Annotated in this window: 15 protein-coding genes and 1 tRNA gene; 14 read left to right on the forward strand and 2 right to left on the reverse strand. The window is 46.0% G+C overall.

The window, feature by feature from the left end; all coding sequences use genetic code 11:
• Window positions 1–18: 18 nt before the first annotated feature.
• Window positions 19–1,248 carry an MFS transporter gene (locus NSQ38_RS11615; RefSeq protein ID WP_338588373.1) on the reverse strand — a complete coding sequence of 410 codons (1,230 nt, stop codon included), beginning with the start codon at window positions 1,246–1,248 and terminating at the stop codon, window positions 19–21.
• Window positions 1,249–1,879: 631 nt separating this feature from the next.
• Window positions 1,880–1,953 (reverse strand) — tRNA-Arg (locus NSQ38_RS11620).
• Between the two features lie 326 nt (window positions 1,954–2,279).
• On the opposite strand from NSQ38_RS11620, the gene NSQ38_RS11625 reads away from it, so the two are divergent.
• From NSQ38_RS11625 to hemC, 14 genes are all read left to right on the forward strand, one after another.
• Window positions 2,280–3,116, forward strand: a complete 837-nt coding sequence (locus NSQ38_RS11625; RefSeq protein WP_339790497.1) for a hypothetical protein — start codon at window positions 2,280–2,282, stop codon at window positions 3,114–3,116.
• Window positions 3,117–3,254: 138 nt separating this feature from the next.
• Window positions 3,255–4,595 (forward strand): trigger factor, encoded by a 1,341-nt coding sequence (gene tig / locus NSQ38_RS11630; RefSeq protein WP_091037594.1) that lies wholly within the window; start codon window positions 3,255–3,257, stop codon window positions 4,593–4,595.
• A gap of 379 nt (window positions 4,596–4,974) precedes the next feature.
• Window positions 4,975–5,565, forward strand: coding sequence for an ATP-dependent Clp endopeptidase proteolytic subunit ClpP (clpP, locus tag NSQ38_RS11635; protein ID WP_036605886.1), 591 nt, complete (start codon window positions 4,975–4,977; stop codon window positions 5,563–5,565).
• A gap of 12 nt (window positions 5,566–5,577) precedes the next feature.
• Window positions 5,578–6,831 (forward strand): ATP-dependent protease ATP-binding subunit ClpX, encoded by a 1,254-nt coding sequence (clpX, locus tag NSQ38_RS11640; protein ID WP_036605887.1) that lies wholly within the window; start codon window positions 5,578–5,580, stop codon window positions 6,829–6,831.
• Window positions 6,832–6,952: 121 nt separating this feature from the next.
• Complete coding sequence (gene ispG / locus NSQ38_RS11645; protein WP_076216934.1) at window positions 6,953–8,050, forward strand: flavodoxin-dependent (E)-4-hydroxy-3-methylbut-2-enyl-diphosphate synthase; 1,098 nt, start codon at window positions 6,953–6,955, stop codon at window positions 8,048–8,050.
• 167 nt (window positions 8,051–8,217) lie between these two features.
• On the forward strand, window positions 8,218–9,972 hold the full coding sequence (lonB, locus tag NSQ38_RS11650; RefSeq protein WP_133387115.1) for an ATP-dependent protease LonB: 1,755 nt from the start codon (window positions 8,218–8,220) through the stop codon (window positions 9,970–9,972).
• 86 nt (window positions 9,973–10,058) lie between these two features.
• Window positions 10,059–12,398 (forward strand): endopeptidase La, encoded by a 2,340-nt coding sequence (gene lon, locus NSQ38_RS11655; protein ID WP_338588371.1) that lies wholly within the window; start codon window positions 10,059–10,061, stop codon window positions 12,396–12,398.
• A 156-nt stretch (window positions 12,399–12,554) separates the two neighbouring features.
• Window positions 12,555–13,211, forward strand: a complete 657-nt coding sequence (gene yihA / locus NSQ38_RS11660) for a ribosome biogenesis GTP-binding protein YihA/YsxC (protein ID WP_124117707.1) — start codon at window positions 12,555–12,557, stop codon at window positions 13,209–13,211.
• A 267-nt stretch (window positions 13,212–13,478) separates the two neighbouring features.
• Complete coding sequence (locus tag NSQ38_RS11665) at window positions 13,479–14,066, forward strand: hypothetical protein (protein ID WP_036605891.1); 588 nt, start codon at window positions 13,479–13,481, stop codon at window positions 14,064–14,066.
• Between the two features lie 334 nt (window positions 14,067–14,400).
• Window positions 14,401–14,802 carry an adenosylmethionine decarboxylase gene (gene speD / locus NSQ38_RS11670; protein WP_338588370.1) on the forward strand — a complete coding sequence of 134 codons (402 nt, stop codon included), beginning with the start codon at window positions 14,401–14,403 and terminating at the stop codon, window positions 14,800–14,802.
• 341 nt (window positions 14,803–15,143) lie between these two features.
• Window positions 15,144–16,529 carry a glutamyl-tRNA reductase gene (gene hemA / locus NSQ38_RS11675; RefSeq protein ID WP_133387117.1) on the forward strand — a complete coding sequence of 462 codons (1,386 nt, stop codon included), beginning with the start codon at window positions 15,144–15,146 and terminating at the stop codon, window positions 16,527–16,529.
• 53 nt (window positions 16,530–16,582) lie between these two features.
• The gene (ccsA, locus tag NSQ38_RS11680; RefSeq protein ID WP_338595030.1) at window positions 16,583–17,371 is read left to right on the forward strand and encodes a cytochrome c biogenesis protein CcsA; all 789 of its coding nucleotides are present in this window, start codon (window positions 16,583–16,585) and stop codon (window positions 17,369–17,371) included.
• A gap of 5 nt (window positions 17,372–17,376) precedes the next feature.
• Entirely contained in the window at window positions 17,377–18,027 is a 651-nt protein-coding gene (locus NSQ38_RS11685) for a bifunctional precorrin-2 dehydrogenase/sirohydrochlorin ferrochelatase (RefSeq protein WP_339789337.1), read from the forward strand.
• A gap of 2 nt (window positions 18,028–18,029) precedes the next feature.
• Entirely contained in the window at window positions 18,030–18,986 is a 957-nt protein-coding gene (hemC, locus tag NSQ38_RS11690; protein WP_091037577.1) for a hydroxymethylbilane synthase, read from the forward strand.
• The last annotated feature ends 3 nt before the right edge of the window (window positions 18,987–18,989 follow it).

The following is an 18,989-nucleotide window of genomic DNA, read 5'->3' on the forward strand; positions in this document are numbered from 1 at the left end:
TATAAATTAACTGTATGACTAACCGATCATTCGATTTTTACTGGCTTGAATACCTGCGATTAGTAAAGCAATGGCCAGAATGACCTGGATTAGCAACGGAAGGGTCCATCCTTTTGTCCAGTCATGAAGCATACCGAACAGTAGAGGTCCCACTGCCGCGAGCATATATCCAAAGGACTGGGCCATACCGGACAGGCTGGCAGCTTGTCTGGGATCTTTTGTACGAAGGACGAAGAACATCGTTACCAGTCCAAACGAAGCTCCAGCACCTATTCCTGCCAACGTGACGCCGATGGTAACGAGCGAAGCGATGCCACTTAACAATAAAGCATACCCGACAATTAAAGAAGAGCATGTTATCGCGGTTAGAACACGCTGATCTCGCGTTCGGCCGGCGAGGATCGGAACGATAAAGGTAGCTGGTACACTAACCATCTGCATCAGGGAGAGCATCCACCCTGCCGAGGTGGGGCTGAATCCTTGATCGGCCAGAATCTCGGGAAGCCAGGTAATCGTCGTATAGAATATTAGAGATTGCAGACCCATAAATAAAGTAATGAACCAAGCTAGTGCAGAGGTTCTTAGACGCACGGGTGCTCCTTCGCTCTGGGAGGTCACATATAACATTCGCTGACGTCCTGCGGCGATCTGGGGGAGCCACAAGAGAAGCGCCAGTATGGACAATAAGGCCCACATGCCTAACGAAGCACGCCAACCCATAGATGTGGCTCCTGCTACGGGCACACTCACACCTGAGGCGATGGCGCCAAATATGTTCATGGATACAGAGTATAATCCGGTGACGATACCTACCCGCAATGGAAAATCACGTTTGATCAAACTTGGCAAAAGCACGTTGCTTAATGCAATGCCGCACCCCAAAATTGCGGTTCCTGCATATAAGGAGAGAACGGAAGGCAACAAGCGTAAGGCCACCCCAATGGTTACGATCATAACAGCCAATAGCAGAGCAGATTCGAGTCCTAAACGTTTGGCAAGACGTGGTGCAAAGGGGGAGACTGCTGCAAAGGCGAGCAAAGGTAGTGAGGTCAGAAGCCCGACCATCGTATGGCCGATACCTGTATCTGAGCGGATCATCTCCACTACAGGTCCGGTTGCTGTAATCGGTGATCTCATGGTAGCGGCGATGACGATAATGCCTGCTAACAACAGGCCGAATCTTTTGGATGTCGAAGAATATTCTTCCTCGGTATGGATAGATGAGTGTTGCTGTATTGAAGATGACATTGATAAAATCTCCTGTTTCCTAAGAAGTTGATATGTATGGATTGTTACATAATCCACTCCGTAAGCATAACATTCTATGTCAATATTGAGCAATGAAATGAAAAAACACCCAATGGACCGTGGGTGCCTCGACTAGCCGGTGAATTCTAACGAATCCACGAGGTCTTATAATGGGTAAAATCGCTATTTTCAGATTCTAACGAACCTCAGCGACGTTAATCTGGCTATGAAGTGTAAATAAGTGAGTTAATCCCCCAGAATTGGTGAGATAAGCTCTCTAAGATTCGTTAGAATTCAGTGATGCTGAACTTGGAGCAAATAAAGTGTCCCGCGTTCGTTAGAACATCGATTCTTCAACGTGTTGCTTATAGAGTGAGCAAATGCGGACGCTCCAATGCAGCGACATAGAGCATGTAACGAAGTGGATGCTCCGACGAACCGTTGGGGTTCTCATCCCCAGAACGCAAAAAAACTTCCAAAGGAAGTTTCTTTTAATACGTCTTAGGAGGGATACTCTCCTTGCAGTCGAGACTGCGAAGTAGTGCTAACGACGTGAATGCTCCGACGAACCGATGGGGTTCTCATCCCCTGAACGCAAAAAAAGCTTCCCGAAGGAAGCTTCTTTTTAATACGTCCCAGGAGGGATTCGAACCCCCGACCGACGCCTTAGAAGGGCGTTGCTCTATCCAGCTGAGCTACTGAGACATGAATTTTTTCAAGCAAAATTGATTTTATCATATGCATACAGGAATATCAAGCATTTTATTTTAAACTGTTTTTCGTATATGATATTTGGCGGCAGTAACGTTTTTTTCATTATATTTAAGGTTATGTTAGAATATCAGGAGAACTCAAAAATAGATCAACAATCGTTTTAATATATACATCTATTTAGGTTGATTCCAACTGGAGATTCAGGATATAGAGGAGGTGCTCCCATTAAGGAATCCACGACCCCGGAAACCGAGCATAACAACAATATTGTGCTGTTTCCTAAGACGCTGGACTATTACCAGATTCAATTGACAGTTATGCTTGAAAATGAACGGTATGGTGAAGCGATGAAATTGCTTCACTTTTTGCTGCAATGTCAGGGACAGGAAGAGCGCCATTATGATGAATGGCGGGCTCTGCTCGAATGGCTTCAGGCTGCGTTTCCTCAATATGAAGAAACCTCGCCTGTCGTTCTTGAAGAACAAGAAGAAGAGATTAGTGAGGAAGACATGGCACGGCAGCATGCCCGAATGAAGCTTGAACAGGATGATGGCTATGCTGATAAGATGCTTCGCACAGTCATGGAAGAGCCGCTGTCTGAACAGACGATGCTGGCTTTGGAGCAGCTGGCCTATCTTGATCTGCCGAAGATTGACGAGGCACTTACCAGTTGGTTAAAACATAAGTCGCTTCACCCTCTGCTTCAATTTCGGGTGCTGCAAACCTTGCGTCGACGAGGTGTTCAAGGTATGATCCTGTTTACGAGAGGCGAAGAGCAGGTTGAAGTCGAGATCGACACCGTGCCTCTTAGACCAGAGGAATTCCCGCTCCAAATCGTTCAGATTCTGGAACGAGTGGCAGATCAGACGGAGGTTCATGAACCTACGCTCTTTTACTTTGCCCAGGAACTGTGGATACAATATGTCATGGCGGTGTATGGAACCCGTGATTATGTATCGATGCTGGAAGAAAATGATTCCATGACAGATATATGGGCAGCAGCTCTACATATGACCGTTGCAGACAGTCTGGGTGGTTCGCATGATGAGGAAAATACCCGCTCAATGTATGCTGTGACAGGCGCGATGCGCTTTCGACTGGAACAGGCTTATCGTTCCATGAAACAATTTGTATCTGCCGGTTTGGATGGTTAATCGAGGCCGGAAACGTTTTCCTTAAACTGTATCAAGGGATTCCCCTTGAAAAAGAATCTAATCTTGTTTATACTAAAATGGTTATTTTGTACGTGATTGTCTACGTGAACATGTGAATTTTGGAGGGGAAAGTATACAATGAAAGCAACTTGGGAAAAGATAGAGAAGAACCTTGGGGTTCTTGAGGTTGAAGTGGATGCAGATCGTGTAACTGCAGCACTCGACAAAGCTTTTAATAAAGTGGTTAAACAAGCAAACGTACCTGGATTCCGTAAAGGTAAAGTACCACGTTCCATCTTCGAAGCACGTTTTGGTGTAGAGAGCCTTTATCAAGAAGCAATCGACATTTTGCTTCCTGAAGCTTATACAGAAGCAATCGACCAAACGGATATTTTCCCGGTTGATCGTCCTGACGTAGATGTTGAACAATTCGCTAAAGGACAAACATTCAAGTTCAAAGCTAAAGTAACTGTGAAACCTGAAGTTACTCTGGGTGAGTACAAAGGAATCGAAGTTGCTGTAGCAAAAGGTGAAGTAACTGACGCAGAAGTGGCTGAAGAACTTGAGCGTCTTCAACAACGTCACGCTGAACTCGTTGTAATTGACGAAGGTTCCGCTGCTAACGGCGACGTTGCAGTAATCGACTTCGACGGTTCGGTTGATGGTGTACCTTTCGAAGGTGGACAAGCTGAGCGTTATTCCCTGGAACTGGGTTCCAATACATTCATCCCTGGATTTGAAGAGCAAGTTGTGGGTCTTTCCACAGGCGACTTCAAAGACGTAGAAGTGACTTTCCCAGAGAGCTACCATGCAGCAGAACTTGCTGGCAAACAAGCGGTATTCAAAGTGAAAATTCACGAAATCAAACGCAAACAACTTCCTGCATTGGATGATGAGTTTGCTAAAGATGTTAGCGAATTCGACACATTGGAAGAGTACAAAGCTGACCTGAAAACACAATTGGAATCCCGTAAAGCTGACGAAGCCAAAGCTGCACAAGAAAATGCAGTTGTAGAAAAAGTGGCTGAGAACGCTGAAGTGGACATTCCTGCTGCAATGGTTGAGAGCGAAGTACAAAACATGATGCGTGATTTCGACAACCGTCTGCGTAACCAAGGTATGAACCTTGAAATGTTCCTGAGCTTCTCTGGCCAGACTCAAGCTGACCTGAGAGGACAAATGCAAGAAGATGCTTCCAAACGTGTTCGCAACAACCTGGTGCTTGAAGCTGTAGGTAAAGCGGAAAACATTGAAGTATCTGACGAAGAAGTGAATCAAGAACTCGAGAAAATGGCTGAATCTTACAAGCGTCCTGCTGATGAGATCCGTGGCATCCTCGAAGGTAATGGTTCCCTGGACAGCCTTCGCGATGAAGTAAAACTGCGTAAAACGATTGACGTTCTTGTTGAGAACAGCACAGTTGTTGAACCAGTTGAAGCTCCAGCTGAAGAAGTTGTTGCAGAAGCTGACGAAAAATAAGACAAGCTGTTATCAACTTGTCAGTTGAATAAACGATAAGGCACGTGAATTATTGCGTGCCTTATTTTTAAATTATGACATCCATTTTATAGAAAATGAAGTAATTATATGGATGAATACTAATTTTATTGATCCGTGTACACTTTTTACATACCTATGTACTTCATGCAAATAAAAAACGGTAAGACGGCATAGGATGGCTTCAATTTGCACATACATAGAAAACATGGTTAAATATGATCAGGCTAAAAAAGTAAACAAACGGATGTCTGACCCCTCTTGTGAAAAATGACATTGTCACAGGAAAGTGTTAGAATGAATTTGGGTTTGCTTTACAGGTGGCCTTTGTCTAATTACATGTAGAAAAGAGGTTGGTCTCATGAGTCTGGTGCCAATGGTTATAGAACAAACCAATCGAGGCGAGCGGTCTTACGATATATATTCACGTTTGCTGAAAGATCGCATTATCTTTCTAACCAGTGCGATTGATGACGATGTAGCCAATCTTGTCATAGCACAGCTTTTGTTTTTGGCAGCCGACGATCCTGAGAAGGATATCAGCTTGTACATTAACTCACCTGGTGGTTCTGTCACCGCAGGGATGGGTATATACGATACGATGCAATTTATCAAGCCGGATGTATCTACCATTTGCGTAGGGATGGCAGCAAGCATGGGCTCGTTATTGCTGACAGCCGGTGCACCTGGCAAAAGATATGCGCTGACAAACAGCGAAGTAATGATTCATCAGCCGCTTGGCGGCATTCAAGGACAGGCTGCGGATATTAAGATACACGCAGAATGGATTATTAAAACACGTCAGAAACTGAATCAAATATACGTCGATCGTACGGGTCAGCCTCTTGAGAAAATTGAGCGGGATACAGACCGTGACTTCTTCATGAGCGCTGAAGAAGCTAAGACGTACGGCATTATTGACCAGGTGCTCAGTAGACCGATCAATTCCTAAAGGGGTGGTTTCATGTTTAAATTTAACGATGAGAAAGGGCAATTGAAATGCTCTTTTTGCGGTAAATCTCAGGAGCAGGTACGCAAGTTGGTCGCTGGACCAGGCGTGTACATTTGTGATGAATGTATCGAACTTTGCACCGAAATCGTTGAGGAAGAACTTGGTCATGATGAAGAAGTAGACCTGAAAGATATTCCGAAACCAAAAGAAATTCGTAATATTCTGGATCAATATGTTATTGGACAGGAACAAGCGAAAAAATCATTGTCTGTTGCCGTGTATAATCACTACAAACGGATCAACACACAAAGCAAAATTGAAGACGTTGAATTGTCAAAGAGTAACATTTTGCTGTTAGGACCAACAGGTTCTGGTAAAACGTTGCTTGCGCAAACGATGGCGAAAATTTTGAATGTTCCTTTTGCTATTGCGGATGCTACGTCATTAACAGAAGCGGGTTATGTAGGTGAGGATGTAGAGAACATCCTGCTCAAACTGATTCAAGCTGCTGATTATGATGTGGAAAAAGCAGAGCGTGGCATTATTTATATCGATGAGATTGATAAAGTAGCGCGTAAATCCGAAAACCCATCCATTACTCGTGATGTATCGGGCGAAGGTGTGCAACAGGCTCTCTTGAAAATTCTTGAAGGAACTGTGGCTTCTGTACCACCACAAGGTGGTCGTAAACACCCTCATCAAGAATTCATTCAGATCGATACAACAAACATCCTGTTCATTTGCGGCGGTGCCTTTGATGGTCTGGAGCAAATGATCAAACGCCGGATCGGTAAAAAAGTCATTGGCTTTAATACCGTTTCTGAGCAAAAAGATCTGAAACCAGGTGAATACCTGGGTATGGTATTGCCGGAAGATTTGCTGAAATTTGGTTTGATTCCGGAGTTTGTAGGCCGTCTACCAGTCATTTCCACTTTGGAGCCGTTGGATGAAGATACGCTGGTACGGATTCTTTCCGAACCAAAAAACGCGCTTACCAAACAGTACCAAAAACTGCTTGAGCTGGACAATGTGAATCTGGTCTTTGAACCAGCTGCATTGCTCGCGATTGCAAAAGAAGCAATTAAACGTAACACAGGTGCACGTGGATTACGTGCCATCATTGAAGGTATCATGCTGGAAATCATGTATGAAGTGCCTTCACGTGAAGATGTTACGAACTGTGTCATTACCGAAGAAGTTGTTGAGAAAAGAGTCGTGCCTGAACTAAGCCAATCAAAGGACGATAAGCAGGAAGAGAGCGCCTAATAAAAGGCCTGAATCCCGTTGAACTCTGAAATATAGACTTGTCAGTTCTCCACTTTGGCAGAAGGCGAATTCATGTCTCTGTCAGGGTGGAGCTTTGACGTTGTGGGGAGAGAAATCACTCATGTATTTAAGACAGGATACACGTCCCGTGAAAGTGGGAAACGTAACGATCGGTGGCAGTAACGAAGTCATTATCCAAAGTATGTGTACAACCAAAACGGCAGACGTTGAAGCAACGGTTGCAGAGATTCTGCGACTGGAAGAAGCGGGCTGTCAAGTGGTACGTGTAACGGTGAATAATGAGGAAGCTGCCGCAGCCATCAAGGAAATTAAAAAACGCATTCATATACCGCTCGTAGCGGACATTCATTTCAACTATAAGCTGGCTTTACTTGCGATTGAGAACGGCATCGATAAAGTTCGGATTAATCCAGGTAACATCGGTAAACGTGCAAAAGTGGAAGAAGTGGTTAAGGCTTGTAAAGACCGCGGCATTCCGATTCGGATTGGAGTAAATGCGGGGTCTCTGGAAAACCATCTCCTTGAGAAGTATGGATATCCTACGGCAGATGCTATGGTAGAAAGTGCATTGTATCACATTGGTATTTTGGAAGAGCTTGATTTCCATGATATCATCGTATCTCTCAAAGCATCGGATGTGCCGATGGCGATTGAGGCGTATACCAAAGCAGCTCAAATCATTCCGTATCCGTTGCATCTCGGAATTACCGAAGCGGGTACACTGTTCTCGGGTACGATCAAAAGCTCCGCAGGTATGGGAGCCTTGTTGTCGATGGGTATTGGTTCAACGATGCGGATCTCACTGAGTGCGGACCCGGTAGAAGAAATCAAGGTTGCTCGTGATCTGCTCAAAACATTTGGACTCATTACAAATGCAGCCACATTGATCTCCTGCCCAACGTGTGGACGTTTGGATATCGACCTGTTCTCCATTGCCAACGAAGTGGAAGAGTATATCTCCAAACTGAAGGTGCCGATTAAAGTATCGGTGTTGGGTTGTGCGGTTAATGGTCCAGGTGAGGCTAAAGAAGCGGATATCGGGATTGCCGGTGCTCGTGGAGAAGGTCTCTTGTTCCGTCACGGTAAGATGATCCGTAAAGTGCCTGAAGAAATCATGGTTGAGGAATTAAAAAAAGAGATCGACAAAATCGTCGAAGCCTACGAAGAGACAGGTGTTATTCCTGGTCGTTCGCACTGATTGATTCATATCTTGTTACAGCAAAAGCTCGCCAGCGATGGCGGGCTTTTTATTTTCTCGCATACAAATTCCGCATCGCCCGTTTACGTCGCGTTGAAAAGGCTATACTACCAAGTATTAGCATGATCTCATATGAGAATAGCGACAAAATAGGAGGATGTGAAGACATGGAATTTGGTATGGTCATCATGTTGATTCAGTTATTTTTTGGAGTGGTGATTGGTTTGTATTTCTGGAACCTGCTGCGTGGTCAGAAAACAAACCGCAGTGCCGTTGAGCGTGAATCTCGCAAGGAACTGGAGAAGCTGCGCAAGCTGCGTTCGATCTCACTCACCAAGCCGCTGTCGGAGAAGACGCGTCCAGCTACCATTAACGATATTGTTGGGCAAAAAGACGGGCTACGTGCCCTTAAAGCTGCATTATGCAGTGCGAATCCGCAACATGTTATCATTTATGGCCCTCCCGGAGTCGGGAAGACAGCTGCCGCAAGGGTCGTGTTGGAAGAGGCCAAGAAGAATCCATCTTCTCCATTCAAGCCAGACGCCAAATTCACGGAGCTGGATGCAACAACAGCCCGTTTTGATGAGCGCGGTATTGCGGACCCCTTAATTGGTTCGGTTCATGATCCGATATATCAGGGAGCAGGAGCTATGGGCGTTGCTGGTATTCCCCAACCAAAACCGGGCGCTGTGACGAAAGCGCATGGGGGAATGCTTTTTATAGATGAAATTGGTGAATTACATTCGATACAGATGAATAAGCTGTTGAAAGTGTTGGAGGATCGCAAGGTGTTTTTGGAGAGTGCGTACTATAACTCGGAAGACACGCATACTCCTGCTTATATCCACGATATTTTTCAAAATGGCCTGCCGGCCGATTTCCGCCTTGTTGGAGCAACGACACGTTCGCCGCATGAATTGCCACCTGCTTTGCGTTCCCGCTGCATGGAAGTTTATTTCCGTCCTTTGTTGCCTGAGGAGATTGGGCGAATTGCAGAGGATGCTGTTCAGAAAATAGGGTTTAGTCCATGTCCGGATGCCGTTGATGTGGTCAAGCGATATGCAACCAATGGACGTGAAGCGGTCAATATCATCCAGCTGGCTGCTGGACTTGCGCTGACAGAGAAGCGTGAGACGCTTCAGGCGTCTGATGTGGAGTGGGTGGCGGGTAGCAGTCAGATTCAGCCACGCCCTGATCGGAAGGTCCCTACACAGCCGCAGGTGGGGTTTGTTAACGGCTTGGCGGTATACGGACCGAATATGGGAACCATTTTGGAGATCGAAGTGTCTGCTGTTCCGGCTCTTAAAGATCAAGGCCGAATCAACATTACAGGCGTTGTGGATGAAGAAGAGATTGGAGGCGGTTCGCGTACACTCCGGCGAAAAAGTATGGCCAAAGGCTCGGTTGAAAATGTGTTAACCGTATTAAAAGCCATGGGTATTCGTCCGAATGATTACGATTTACACGTGAATTTCCCAGGTGGGACGCCTATTGATGGTCCATCCGCCGGGATTGCGATGGCGACTGCCATTACATCAGCCATTCAGGGACGCCCTGTGGATCATGAGACAGCGATGACTGGCGAGATCAGTATTCATGGTCGGGTTAAGCCTATTGGTGGCGTACTGGCCAAGGTGGAGGCTGCCTTTCAGGCAGGAGCGAAGACCGTTATTATTCCCGCGGAGAACTGGCAGTCCATTTTCGAGAATCTGGATGGCTTGCGTGTTATCCCGGTAGATACGGTACAGGACGTATTCCGTGAAGTGTTCGCCTGGGTTCCGGAATCACAACAGATGGAACAAACGAAGCTTGCAGAGGAGACAGTTGCACCTGCACCGGAGATTTTCCCACCGGCATCCGCTTCCTATTTGCGTGCGGACGTGCCTCGTCCAGGACAGGTTACAGATTCGGGAAGCTGCTAAGCGCTTCCCTTCATTGGTTTTTTATGTGAACATTTGATAGAATAATGAATGACTACAACCTGAGAGCCATTGGAGGTGCGAAAGCGATGGGACCGAGCAAAGCGAAAGGTCGTCGTTTTCCTTTACTGCCTTTAAGAGGACTTCTCGTCTACCCGAGTATGGTACTGCATCTCGATGTGGGCCGGGAGAAATCGGTCAAGGCTTTAGAAAAAGCGATGGTAGAAGAACATCTGATTCTCCTATGTTCCCAAGCCGAAGTAAATATTGAAGAACCAACACAAGAGGACATTTTCAGAATCGGAACCGTGGCCAAGGTCAGACAGATGCTGAAGCTTCCGAACGGTACGATTCGTGTACTCGTGGAAGGCTTGGAACGGGCTGAAATTATTGAATATACGGACAACGAGGAATATTATGAAGTACTGGCTAAAGAGCTGCCTGAAGAGGAGAACACCCATCCGGAGACGGATGCCTTGATGCGTACCGTTCTGAACCAGTTCGAGAATTATATTAATCTGTCCAAAAAAGTGACACCAGAGACACTCGCAGCGGTGTCTGACATCGAAGAACCAGGGCGTCTGGCCGATGTCATCACGAGTCACCTGTCCTTGAAGATCAAGGATAAACAGGAAATTCTGGAGACCATCGACGTTCGGGAACGTCTGGAGAAATTGCTGGATATCCTGAATAATGAGCGCGAAGTGCTGGAGCTTGAACGCAAGATCAGCCAACGTGTGAAGAAACAGATGGAGAAAACGCAGAAGGAATATTATTTGCGCGAGCAAATGAAAGCGATCCAGAAAGAACTGGGTGAAAAAGAAGGCCGTGCGGGTGAGGTCGAGGAACTTCGCACTCAGATGGAAGAACTCGGCTTGCCGGACAAGGTGAAAGAAAAGGTCGAGAAAGAAATTGATCGACTGGAGAAAATGCCTGCGAGTTCAGCCGAGGGCGGAGTCATTCGCAACTACGTGGATTGGCTGCTTGGCCTTCCTTGGAGTCAGATGACAGCGGATGATCTGGATATTCAAAAAGCCGAAGATGTGCTCAATGCAGATCATTACGGATTGGAAAAACCCAAAGAGCGTGTGCTTGAATATCTGGCTGTCCAGAAGCTCGTCAAGAAGCTCAAAGGGCCAATTCTCTGTCTGGTTGGACCTCCAGGGGTCGGTAAGACATCACTTGCCCGTTCGATCGCCAGATCACTGGGTCGGGAGTTTGTAAGAATATCTCTTGGCGGCGTACGTGATGAAGCTGAGATTCGTGGTCACCGACGCACTTATGTAGGCGCCATGCCTGGGCGTATCATCCAGGGGATGAAAACGGCAGGTTCACTGAATCCGGTATTCCTGCTGGACGAGATTGATAAGATGGCTTCAGACTTCCGCGGAGATCCTTCTGCAGCGTTACTTGAAGTCCTTGATCCGGAACAGAATAATACGTTTAGTGATCACTTTGTAGAATTGCCGTTTGACTTATCCAACGTTATGTTTATAACAACTGCCAACACGGTGCACAATATTCCGCGTCCATTGCTGGATCGGATGGAAATGCTCAACATCCCTGGTTACACGGAGCTGGAGAAGCTGCAAATTGCGAAAAACTATTTGTTGCCCAAACAGAAGCAGGACCATGGTCTGGAAGAAGAGCAATTGGAAATTCCGGATGACGCGTTGTTGCGTGTAATTCGTGAATATACACGGGAGTCCGGTGTGCGTAATCTGGAACAGCAGATGGCTTCGTTGTGCCGGAAAGCTGCCAAAAATATCGTATCTGGTGTGGAAGGTCAGATTAACATCTCATCAGATGAGATCAAAGACTACCTTGGACCTGGCAAGTTCCGTTATGGTATGGCCGAACTGGAAGATCAGATTGGTACTGTAACGGGTCTGGCGTGGACTGAAGTGGGTGGAGATACCCTTGTCATTGAAGTGACAGTTGTGCCTGGAACAGGTAAATTGACTCTCACAGGTAAACTGGGGGATGTCATGAAGGAATCGGCACAAGCCGCATTCAGTTACACCCGTTCCAAAGCTACACAGCTTGGGATATCGCCTGACTTCCATGAGAAGAACGATATTCATATCCACGTTCCGGAAGGAGCAATTCCGAAGGATGGTCCATCTGCCGGGATTACGATGGCAACAGCGTTAATCTCAGCCTTGACGAACAAACATGTGTCCAAGGATATCGCGATGACTGGTGAAATAACACTGCGTGGACGTGTGCTTCCGATTGGTGGTCTGAAAGAGAAATCACTGGCAGCCCATCGTGCCGGCTATAAAAAAATATTATTGCCTAAGGATAACGAACGGGACCTGCGTGACATTCCAGACAGCATCAAGGAAGATGTGGAGTTTGTCCCTGTAGCCCATATGGATCAGGTATTGCAGCATGCACTTGTTGAGCAGGCAGGAATTCACCTGTAATCCACGTATCCGAAAGGTTCGTATGAAGAGTAGACCGTTCTGCGGAGGCTTCGGCGTCCGCTGGAACGGTTTTTTTGGTATGATAGAACAATCCATGGCATAATACCTTCAACAGGTGATGCATAGCACAGGCGTTCAAGAGAGGAAAGATACAATATGAAAGTAAATCAATCTGAATTTATTATCAGTGCCGTTCGGCCTGAACAATACCCCGAGGACGGTCTGCCAGAGATTGCTTTGGCGGGACGCTCCAATGTGGGAAAATCTTCCCTGATCAACCGTTTGATCAATCGTAAAAATCTGGCTCGGACGAGCTCAACACCGGGTAAGACACAGCAACTTAACTATTATAAAATTAATCAGGATCTCTACTTCGTCGATTTCCCGGGATATGGCTACGCTAAAGTTTCCAAGGAGCAACGCTTTGCCTGGGGCAAAATGATGGAGAAATACTTGCTCGGACGCGAAGAGTTGAAACTGGTTATGCAGATGGTGGATATGAGACATGAGCCATCCAAGGATGACAAGATGATGAATGAATGGCTTCGTCATAACGGATTGCCTTTGGTTGTCGTTGCAACCAAGATGGACAAGATTCCAAAAACACGCAGAGCCAAACATATCAAAGTCATTAAAGAATCACTGGGTCTTCGTTCAGGGGATTTGTTTGTGCCGTTTTCATCCGAAGAGGGATTGGGGAAAGAAGAGTTATGGGACATCATTACCCGCCATGCCCGCATAGATAAGTATGCACCAGTGCTGGAAGCAGAGGGTGCTTCTGATGAGGAAGAAACCAACGAAATTAACGGATAACCGAGATAGTATACCGTTTTAGTGCAGGAAAGTGAGCATGCTAAGTGAATCTTTGATGAGATCCAGATTAATCCGGTTTTTTATGGGATTTCGTGAGAATTCATCATCTGGGTCTGGAGAAAAATAGCGTTAGGGTAGTGTATAATGAGCATAGGTGCATATTGCCAACAGTACCAAAAATACCGGCCTTGCCGGCCTGAAGAATTTTGAGATGACTGCTACATGTGCAGGAAGACAAAACAATCGGGAAAGAATTGAGGGATTTGTATGGCTCAGCGGTTAGCCACAGAGTATGTTAAGGCCACTATGAAATTGTCAGAACCCCAGATGCATCAGTTTTTGCGCATGACAGAAGACGGCAGGCTTCATCATCGGGTTAAGGTGTTGGACAATGGTTGTCAGGAGGTTGTGCTGGGGGATGTAAGTGGAGAAGAAGTGCATTTCCCTTTTGACCGCATAGAAGGGTTTTATATCTGTGAGTTATCTTGCCGCCTGGTGAATCTGCATTTGACCAACGTTGTGCGGAAGCTCTTTGTGACTTTCAAAGGTGACGGGGTCGTTCATCGGATCTATAAAGGGTTCACCATGACGTATGTTTATGCTCAAGGCACTGTCCGTAAAATTGTGGAGAAAACCGGGGAGAACACCCGAGTGATCTATGAATACAAAAATACGTTGCTTGAATTGCAACATCTATTCCAGGCCAGAGATGTAGAACGCGAAATCAACCGTGTGTATGCCGAGATCGATTCACTGCTGGACACTAGAAAAGATGCGACTGCTGATCAGCTCCATCAGATTGATGAGACCCTTGCTCGACATCAAAAACGGTTGTTTGAGCTTGAAGCCTATTAACTTAAAATTGTATGTTTATAAACGTATATGAATGTAATGAATTCCCTTGTATCTTCCGGGCAGTGGCACTCGCCAATGTGGAGGTTTCAGGGGATTTTTTAATGTGAGATGGAATATTCCGAATTGAAAATATTTATTTTACAATCTTCTGGAAAAGGGTTGATTTCACTCTGATTCAATGTTATTTTTAATCTCGTTGAAAACAATATAGGAACCAGGATTCACTCAGGACATTATATGTTGCGAGAGATTTTTCCCTCGGGAAGTGAATGACGTAGGTCCTAGCGGATGAAATTTTTCAAACATTTTATTCCTAGGAAGGGGGAACCGAAGGATGGAATATTCAACTTTCGGAAGACACGTTGCTGTTGATACATGGGGTGTCGACTTTAATCTACTGAACAATGCAGAGTATCTGGAATCCCAAATGGTTGAAGCAGCGGAGGCATGTGGCGCGACAGTGATGTCCGTGCAGTCCAAGCAGTTTGATCCACAGGGAGCGACCGTACTTGTACTATTGTCTGAGAGCCATCTCTCCATTCATACGTATCCTGAGAGAGGTTTTGCTGCGATTGATTGTTACACTTGTGGGGAGACTGTAGATCCACAGCTTGCTATTGACTACCTGGTATCCGTATTAAAGCCTGAAAAAACGTATGCAAAGAAGTTGGTACGTGGATTGGGCGAATTGCAAGTTGAAACACCAGACATGAACAACCAGACTGAACGGGTTTAAATAAAAGTATATTGCATATACAATGTTCACATATCGGGATGGACACATAACCTCCCAAACTCTAATAGTCATGGAATAATTCCATGGCTATTTGTTTTAATATGCGTATCGTTATGAAAATTCATAATCGACACTTTTTAACGCATAACGGTGAACTTTGGTGAGACACTACAATAAATGACAGTGCATATGATGATGAACATGGTGATTTCATAAACATTTCATAAAAATGACCCGGTCACGGCTATGATGTGTGATATAATTAACCATGTCAATCATAAATGGATAGACATATGCAGTAAGCACTTTGATTGGAAATTTATTAGGCAGGTGAACTTGCAATGCACATCGTTGTCGTTGGTTTGAATTATCGCACGGCGCCTGTAGAGGTTAGGGAACGATTCACATTTGCAGAAAAGGACTTGTCTGAAGCGCTGCAGCAGCTCAAGCTGACCAAGAGTGTATTGGAAGGTGTAATCGTAGCCACATGTAACCGTACCGAGTTGTATGTTGTGGTGGACCGTCTTCACATGTGTGGTTATTTTATTCGAACATTCATGGAACAATGGTTTAATGTACCACGGGAAGAATTTACGCAACACTTATATATATATGAAGATGATCAAGCCATGCGCCATTTGTTCCGCGTCATCTGCGGACTAGATTCCATGGTCATTGGTGAGACTCAGATTCTTGGACAGGTGAAACAGGCTTTTCTTAAAGCGCAGGAAGAGAAATCAACAGGTACATGGTTTAATAAGTTATTTAAGCAGGCAGTTACATTGGGCAAACGGGCACATTCGGAGACTTCCATTGGGGAAAGCGCCGTATCTGTCAGTTATGCTGCTGTTGAACTCGGTAAGAGGATTTTTGGCATGTTCACAGACAAGAAGGTGCTCATTTTGGGTGCCGGCAAGATGAGTGAACTTACCGTGAAACATCTCTACGCCAACGGGGCATCCGAGGTTATCGTGGCGAATCGTACGCTCGCAAGAGCTGAAGAATTGGCAGCCAAGTTCCGGGGCACACCTTGTACCATGGAACAGGCATTAGATCGACTTAATGAAGTTGATATTGTGATTAGTTCCACTGGAGCTGAACGTTATGTCATGGATGCAGCAGTGGTACGGGAGAGCATGAAGCGTCGTCAATCTCGTCCATTGTTCCTGATTGATATTGCGGTTCCACGGGATATTGATCCGGCGATTGGTGAATTATCCAACGTATTTCTCTATGACATTGATGATCTGGAAGGAATTGTGGAGAGCAACCTGGAGATGCGTAAGGTGGAAGCTGCCAAGATTGAGAGAATGATTGAGCTTGAGATGGAGGATTATTACCATTGGCTCAAAACGTTGGGTGTTCGTCCCGTTATTCGCGCTTTGCAGGAAAAAGGTGTCTCCATTCATGAAGAAACGATGGATAGCCTGTTTAATAAACTGCCTGAGCTCGATGAACATCAACGTAAAGTCATTCGTCGTTTGACCAAGAGTATTGTGAACCAAATGACGACAGATCCGATTAATCGGATTAAGGAAATGGCAGGCACGAAGCAAGGTGATGAAGCTCTGCGCATGTTTACTCAGATTTTCGCTCTGGAAGATGCAGTAGAGGTGGCCGCTGAAAAAGTGAGTCAGAGTGATGCCACAGCTCTGGCGAAACCAGCCGCTCACCTTAACGAAAACCGGCAAGACCCCGTGCCGGCTTATGCTCCGGCAGGCGTATAAGGCGGGTGGGCAGCTTGACCCTTGCTGAACAAGTCTATGAAGCTCTAATCTATATGTATGCCCTGAGCCTACTGTTCTATTTCTCGGACTGCATTCGACGCAATGCGGGGGCGAAGCGGACAGGCACAGGGTTTCTTGTCGTTGTTTGGGGATTGCAGGTAACACATGTCATATTGCGGATGTGGACTGAAGGCCATTTCCCCATCTATACCACCTTTGATTTTTTGTTTATATTTTCATTCAGTATTGTGCTGATGTCTCTTGTCATGACTCGCATCCAGCGTTCCGAATTTGTGATTTTGTTGCTGAATGTTGTAGGTTTTTCCGTTACGGTATTAAACCGACTGTGGTTTACGGCCGGAGAGATATCACTGCATAACTGGCAAACGGTACATGGATTACTCATTATGCATATTACCTTGGCGAATCTTGGTTTTGCGGCGTTAACCGTTGCTACGGTATTTGCCATGTTATATCTGTTCCTGCACCGTAAGTTGAAGAAAAAAAAGTGGAATGATACGATGCGACGGCTGCCAAGCCTGGAAGTGATCGGCAAATACATGGATGGTGCTAATTTCATAGGTACACCGCTCCTTGGCGTTTCTGTGATGCTTGCCGTATTATCCATTGTGGCGGAAAGACGCTGGATTCTACTCTTGGATCTCAAAGTTATTGCGACAGGTCTTGCTATAGCCATCTATGTGGGGTACTTCGTATCTAAGAGAAGGAAACAGTTCTCTACAATTATCATGGCAAGATGGACACTGATTGGGTACGGATTTGTCATTATAAGTTTTTTATCCAATGCGTATTCAGCGTTTCATCGTTGGACGGGAGAGTGAAGGGGATGGACCGTTACACGCCGATATTTGTGAATACTTCAGGCAAGAAGTGCTGCGTGGTTGGTGGTGGACGTGTTGCCGAACGTAAAATTAAGGGATTACTGCATGCCGAGGCACAGATTACGGTCATTAGTCCGGAGCTTACCCCCGTATTAAAACAACTGCATCATGAATTCCGAATTCAATGGATAGACCGGTCCTACCGCAATGGAGATTTGCGGGGGGCCTTTCTCGTATATGCAGCGACTGACCATTCAGAGGTCAATTCAACTGTGGTTCGGGATGCTGAGGCTGCGGGCATATTGGTGAATAACGCAATGTCTTCGGAGCACAGCAGCTTTATTACGCCAAGCGTGGTAAGGCGTGGGAGATTAAGCATAGCGATATCCACAGCAGGAGCGGGACCGGCAGCAGCTGCGGAGATACGTGCCACTCTCGAACGACAATTCGGTGATGAGTATGAGACGTACCTTGAGTTTTTGCACCAGATGAGGACCGAGGTGAAGTCACGCGTATCATCTTCAAGTCTCAGAAGTGCGTTGCTTCGGCAATTAACTGAAATGCACATATTAGAAGATATTCGTACAGGCCATTTTCGGTGGTGGACCGAAGAAGAAATCGGGGACTGGATATCCCGTAATCAGGAGGAAGTGTAGATATGCGTACAATTAAAGTTGGAAGTAGACAGAGCGCGCTTGCGCTAACCCAAACAGGCCATGTCATTCAGGATTTACGTGATATTTGTGAGCGGGAAGGATTAGCTTTTGACTTTGAAGTACATAAGATTGTTACCAAGGGAGATCTCATTCTGGATGTAACGTTGTCAAAAGTCGGAGGCAAAGGTTTGTTTGTCAAAGAGATTGAACAGGCGATGCTTGATCGTACGATTGATATGGCTGTGCATAGCATGAAAGATATGCCCTCCGAGTTACCCGAAGGATTAATCAATGGTGCTATTCCCCGTCGTGCAGATCCACGGGATGCGCTGATCTCCAATGGTGGACTTACTCTGGATCAACTGCCAGAAGGAGCTAGAGTCGGAACAAGCAGTCTGCGCCGGTCGAGTCAACTAAAGGCCTATCGTCCGGATTTGCAATTGGAATCGATTCGCGGCAATATTGATTCCCGTCTGCGGAAACTGGAGACCGAAGGATTCGATGCGATTATTCTGGCAGCTGCAGGATTGTACCGTATGGGCTGGGAAGACCGGATCACAGAGTACCTGACGGAAACAGCTTGCCTTCCGGCAGTGGGTCAAGGCGCGCTTGGTATCGAATGTCGTGAAGACGATGAGGAACTGTTGCACTTGCTGCAGCTGTATAACGATCCGGAGACAGCATTTCCTGTACAGGCGGAACGCCGTTTTCTCAGTGTATTGAATGGGGGCTGTCAGGTTCCAATTGGTGCTCATGCGGTATGGCTGCCTCAGGAAGATGCGGATTCCCTGAATGGTGAAAACACGTTACAATTAACAGGTATGGTCGGCACGCCGGATGGTGGACTGATTCTTAAGGAAGCTCTGATCGGCAAAGACCCGGTTCGTCTGGGTGAAGAAGTGGCTTGGAGATTGATTGAACGGGGAGCAGAGCAGATACTGGCAGAAGTTAGGGGATGAAGA

It is taken from the genome of Paenibacillus sp. FSL R7-0313 (genome assembly GCF_037969885.1).
Classification (GTDB): domain Bacteria; phylum Bacillota; class Bacilli; order Paenibacillales; family Paenibacillaceae; genus Paenibacillus.

Excerpts from the sequence above, each read along its gene's own strand:
- clpP (WP_036605886.1), top strand. The coding sequence starts at position 4,975 with ATGAGTCTGGTGCCAATGGTTATAGAACAAACCAATCGAGGCGAGCGG.
- tig (WP_091037594.1), top strand. The coding sequence starts at position 3,255 with ATGAAAGCAACTTGGGAAAAGATAGAGAAGAACCTTGGGGTTCTTGAG.
- hemC (WP_091037577.1), top strand. The coding sequence starts at position 18,030 with ATGCGTACAATTAAAGTTGGAAGTAGACAGAGCGCGCTTGCGCTAACC.
- ispG (WP_076216934.1), top strand. The coding sequence starts at position 6,953 with ATGTATTTAAGACAGGATACACGTCCCGTGAAAGTGGGAAACGTAACG.
- NSQ38_RS11665 (WP_036605891.1), top strand. The coding sequence starts at position 13,479 with ATGGCTCAGCGGTTAGCCACAGAGTATGTTAAGGCCACTATGAAATTG.
- speD (WP_338588370.1), top strand. The coding sequence starts at position 14,401 with ATGGAATATTCAACTTTCGGAAGACACGTTGCTGTTGATACATGGGGT.
- lonB (WP_133387115.1), top strand. The coding sequence starts at position 8,218 with ATGGAATTTGGTATGGTCATCATGTTGATTCAGTTATTTTTTGGAGTG.
- lon (WP_338588371.1), top strand. The coding sequence starts at position 10,059 with ATGGGACCGAGCAAAGCGAAAGGTCGTCGTTTTCCTTTACTGCCTTTA.
- NSQ38_RS11615 (WP_338588373.1), bottom strand. The coding sequence starts at position 1,248 with ATGTCATCTTCAATACAGCAACACTCATCTATCCATACCGAGGAAGAA.
- ccsA (WP_338595030.1), top strand. The coding sequence starts at position 16,583 with ATGTATGCCCTGAGCCTACTGTTCTATTTCTCGGACTGCATTCGACGC.
- hemA (WP_133387117.1), top strand. The coding sequence starts at position 15,144 with ATGCACATCGTTGTCGTTGGTTTGAATTATCGCACGGCGCCTGTAGAG.
- NSQ38_RS11625 (WP_339790497.1), top strand. The coding sequence starts at position 2,280 with ATGCTTGAAAATGAACGGTATGGTGAAGCGATGAAATTGCTTCACTTT.
- NSQ38_RS11685 (WP_339789337.1), top strand. The coding sequence starts at position 17,377 with ATGGACCGTTACACGCCGATATTTGTGAATACTTCAGGCAAGAAGTGC.
- clpX (WP_036605887.1), top strand. The coding sequence starts at position 5,578 with ATGTTTAAATTTAACGATGAGAAAGGGCAATTGAAATGCTCTTTTTGC.
- yihA (WP_124117707.1), top strand. The coding sequence starts at position 12,555 with ATGAAAGTAAATCAATCTGAATTTATTATCAGTGCCGTTCGGCCTGAA.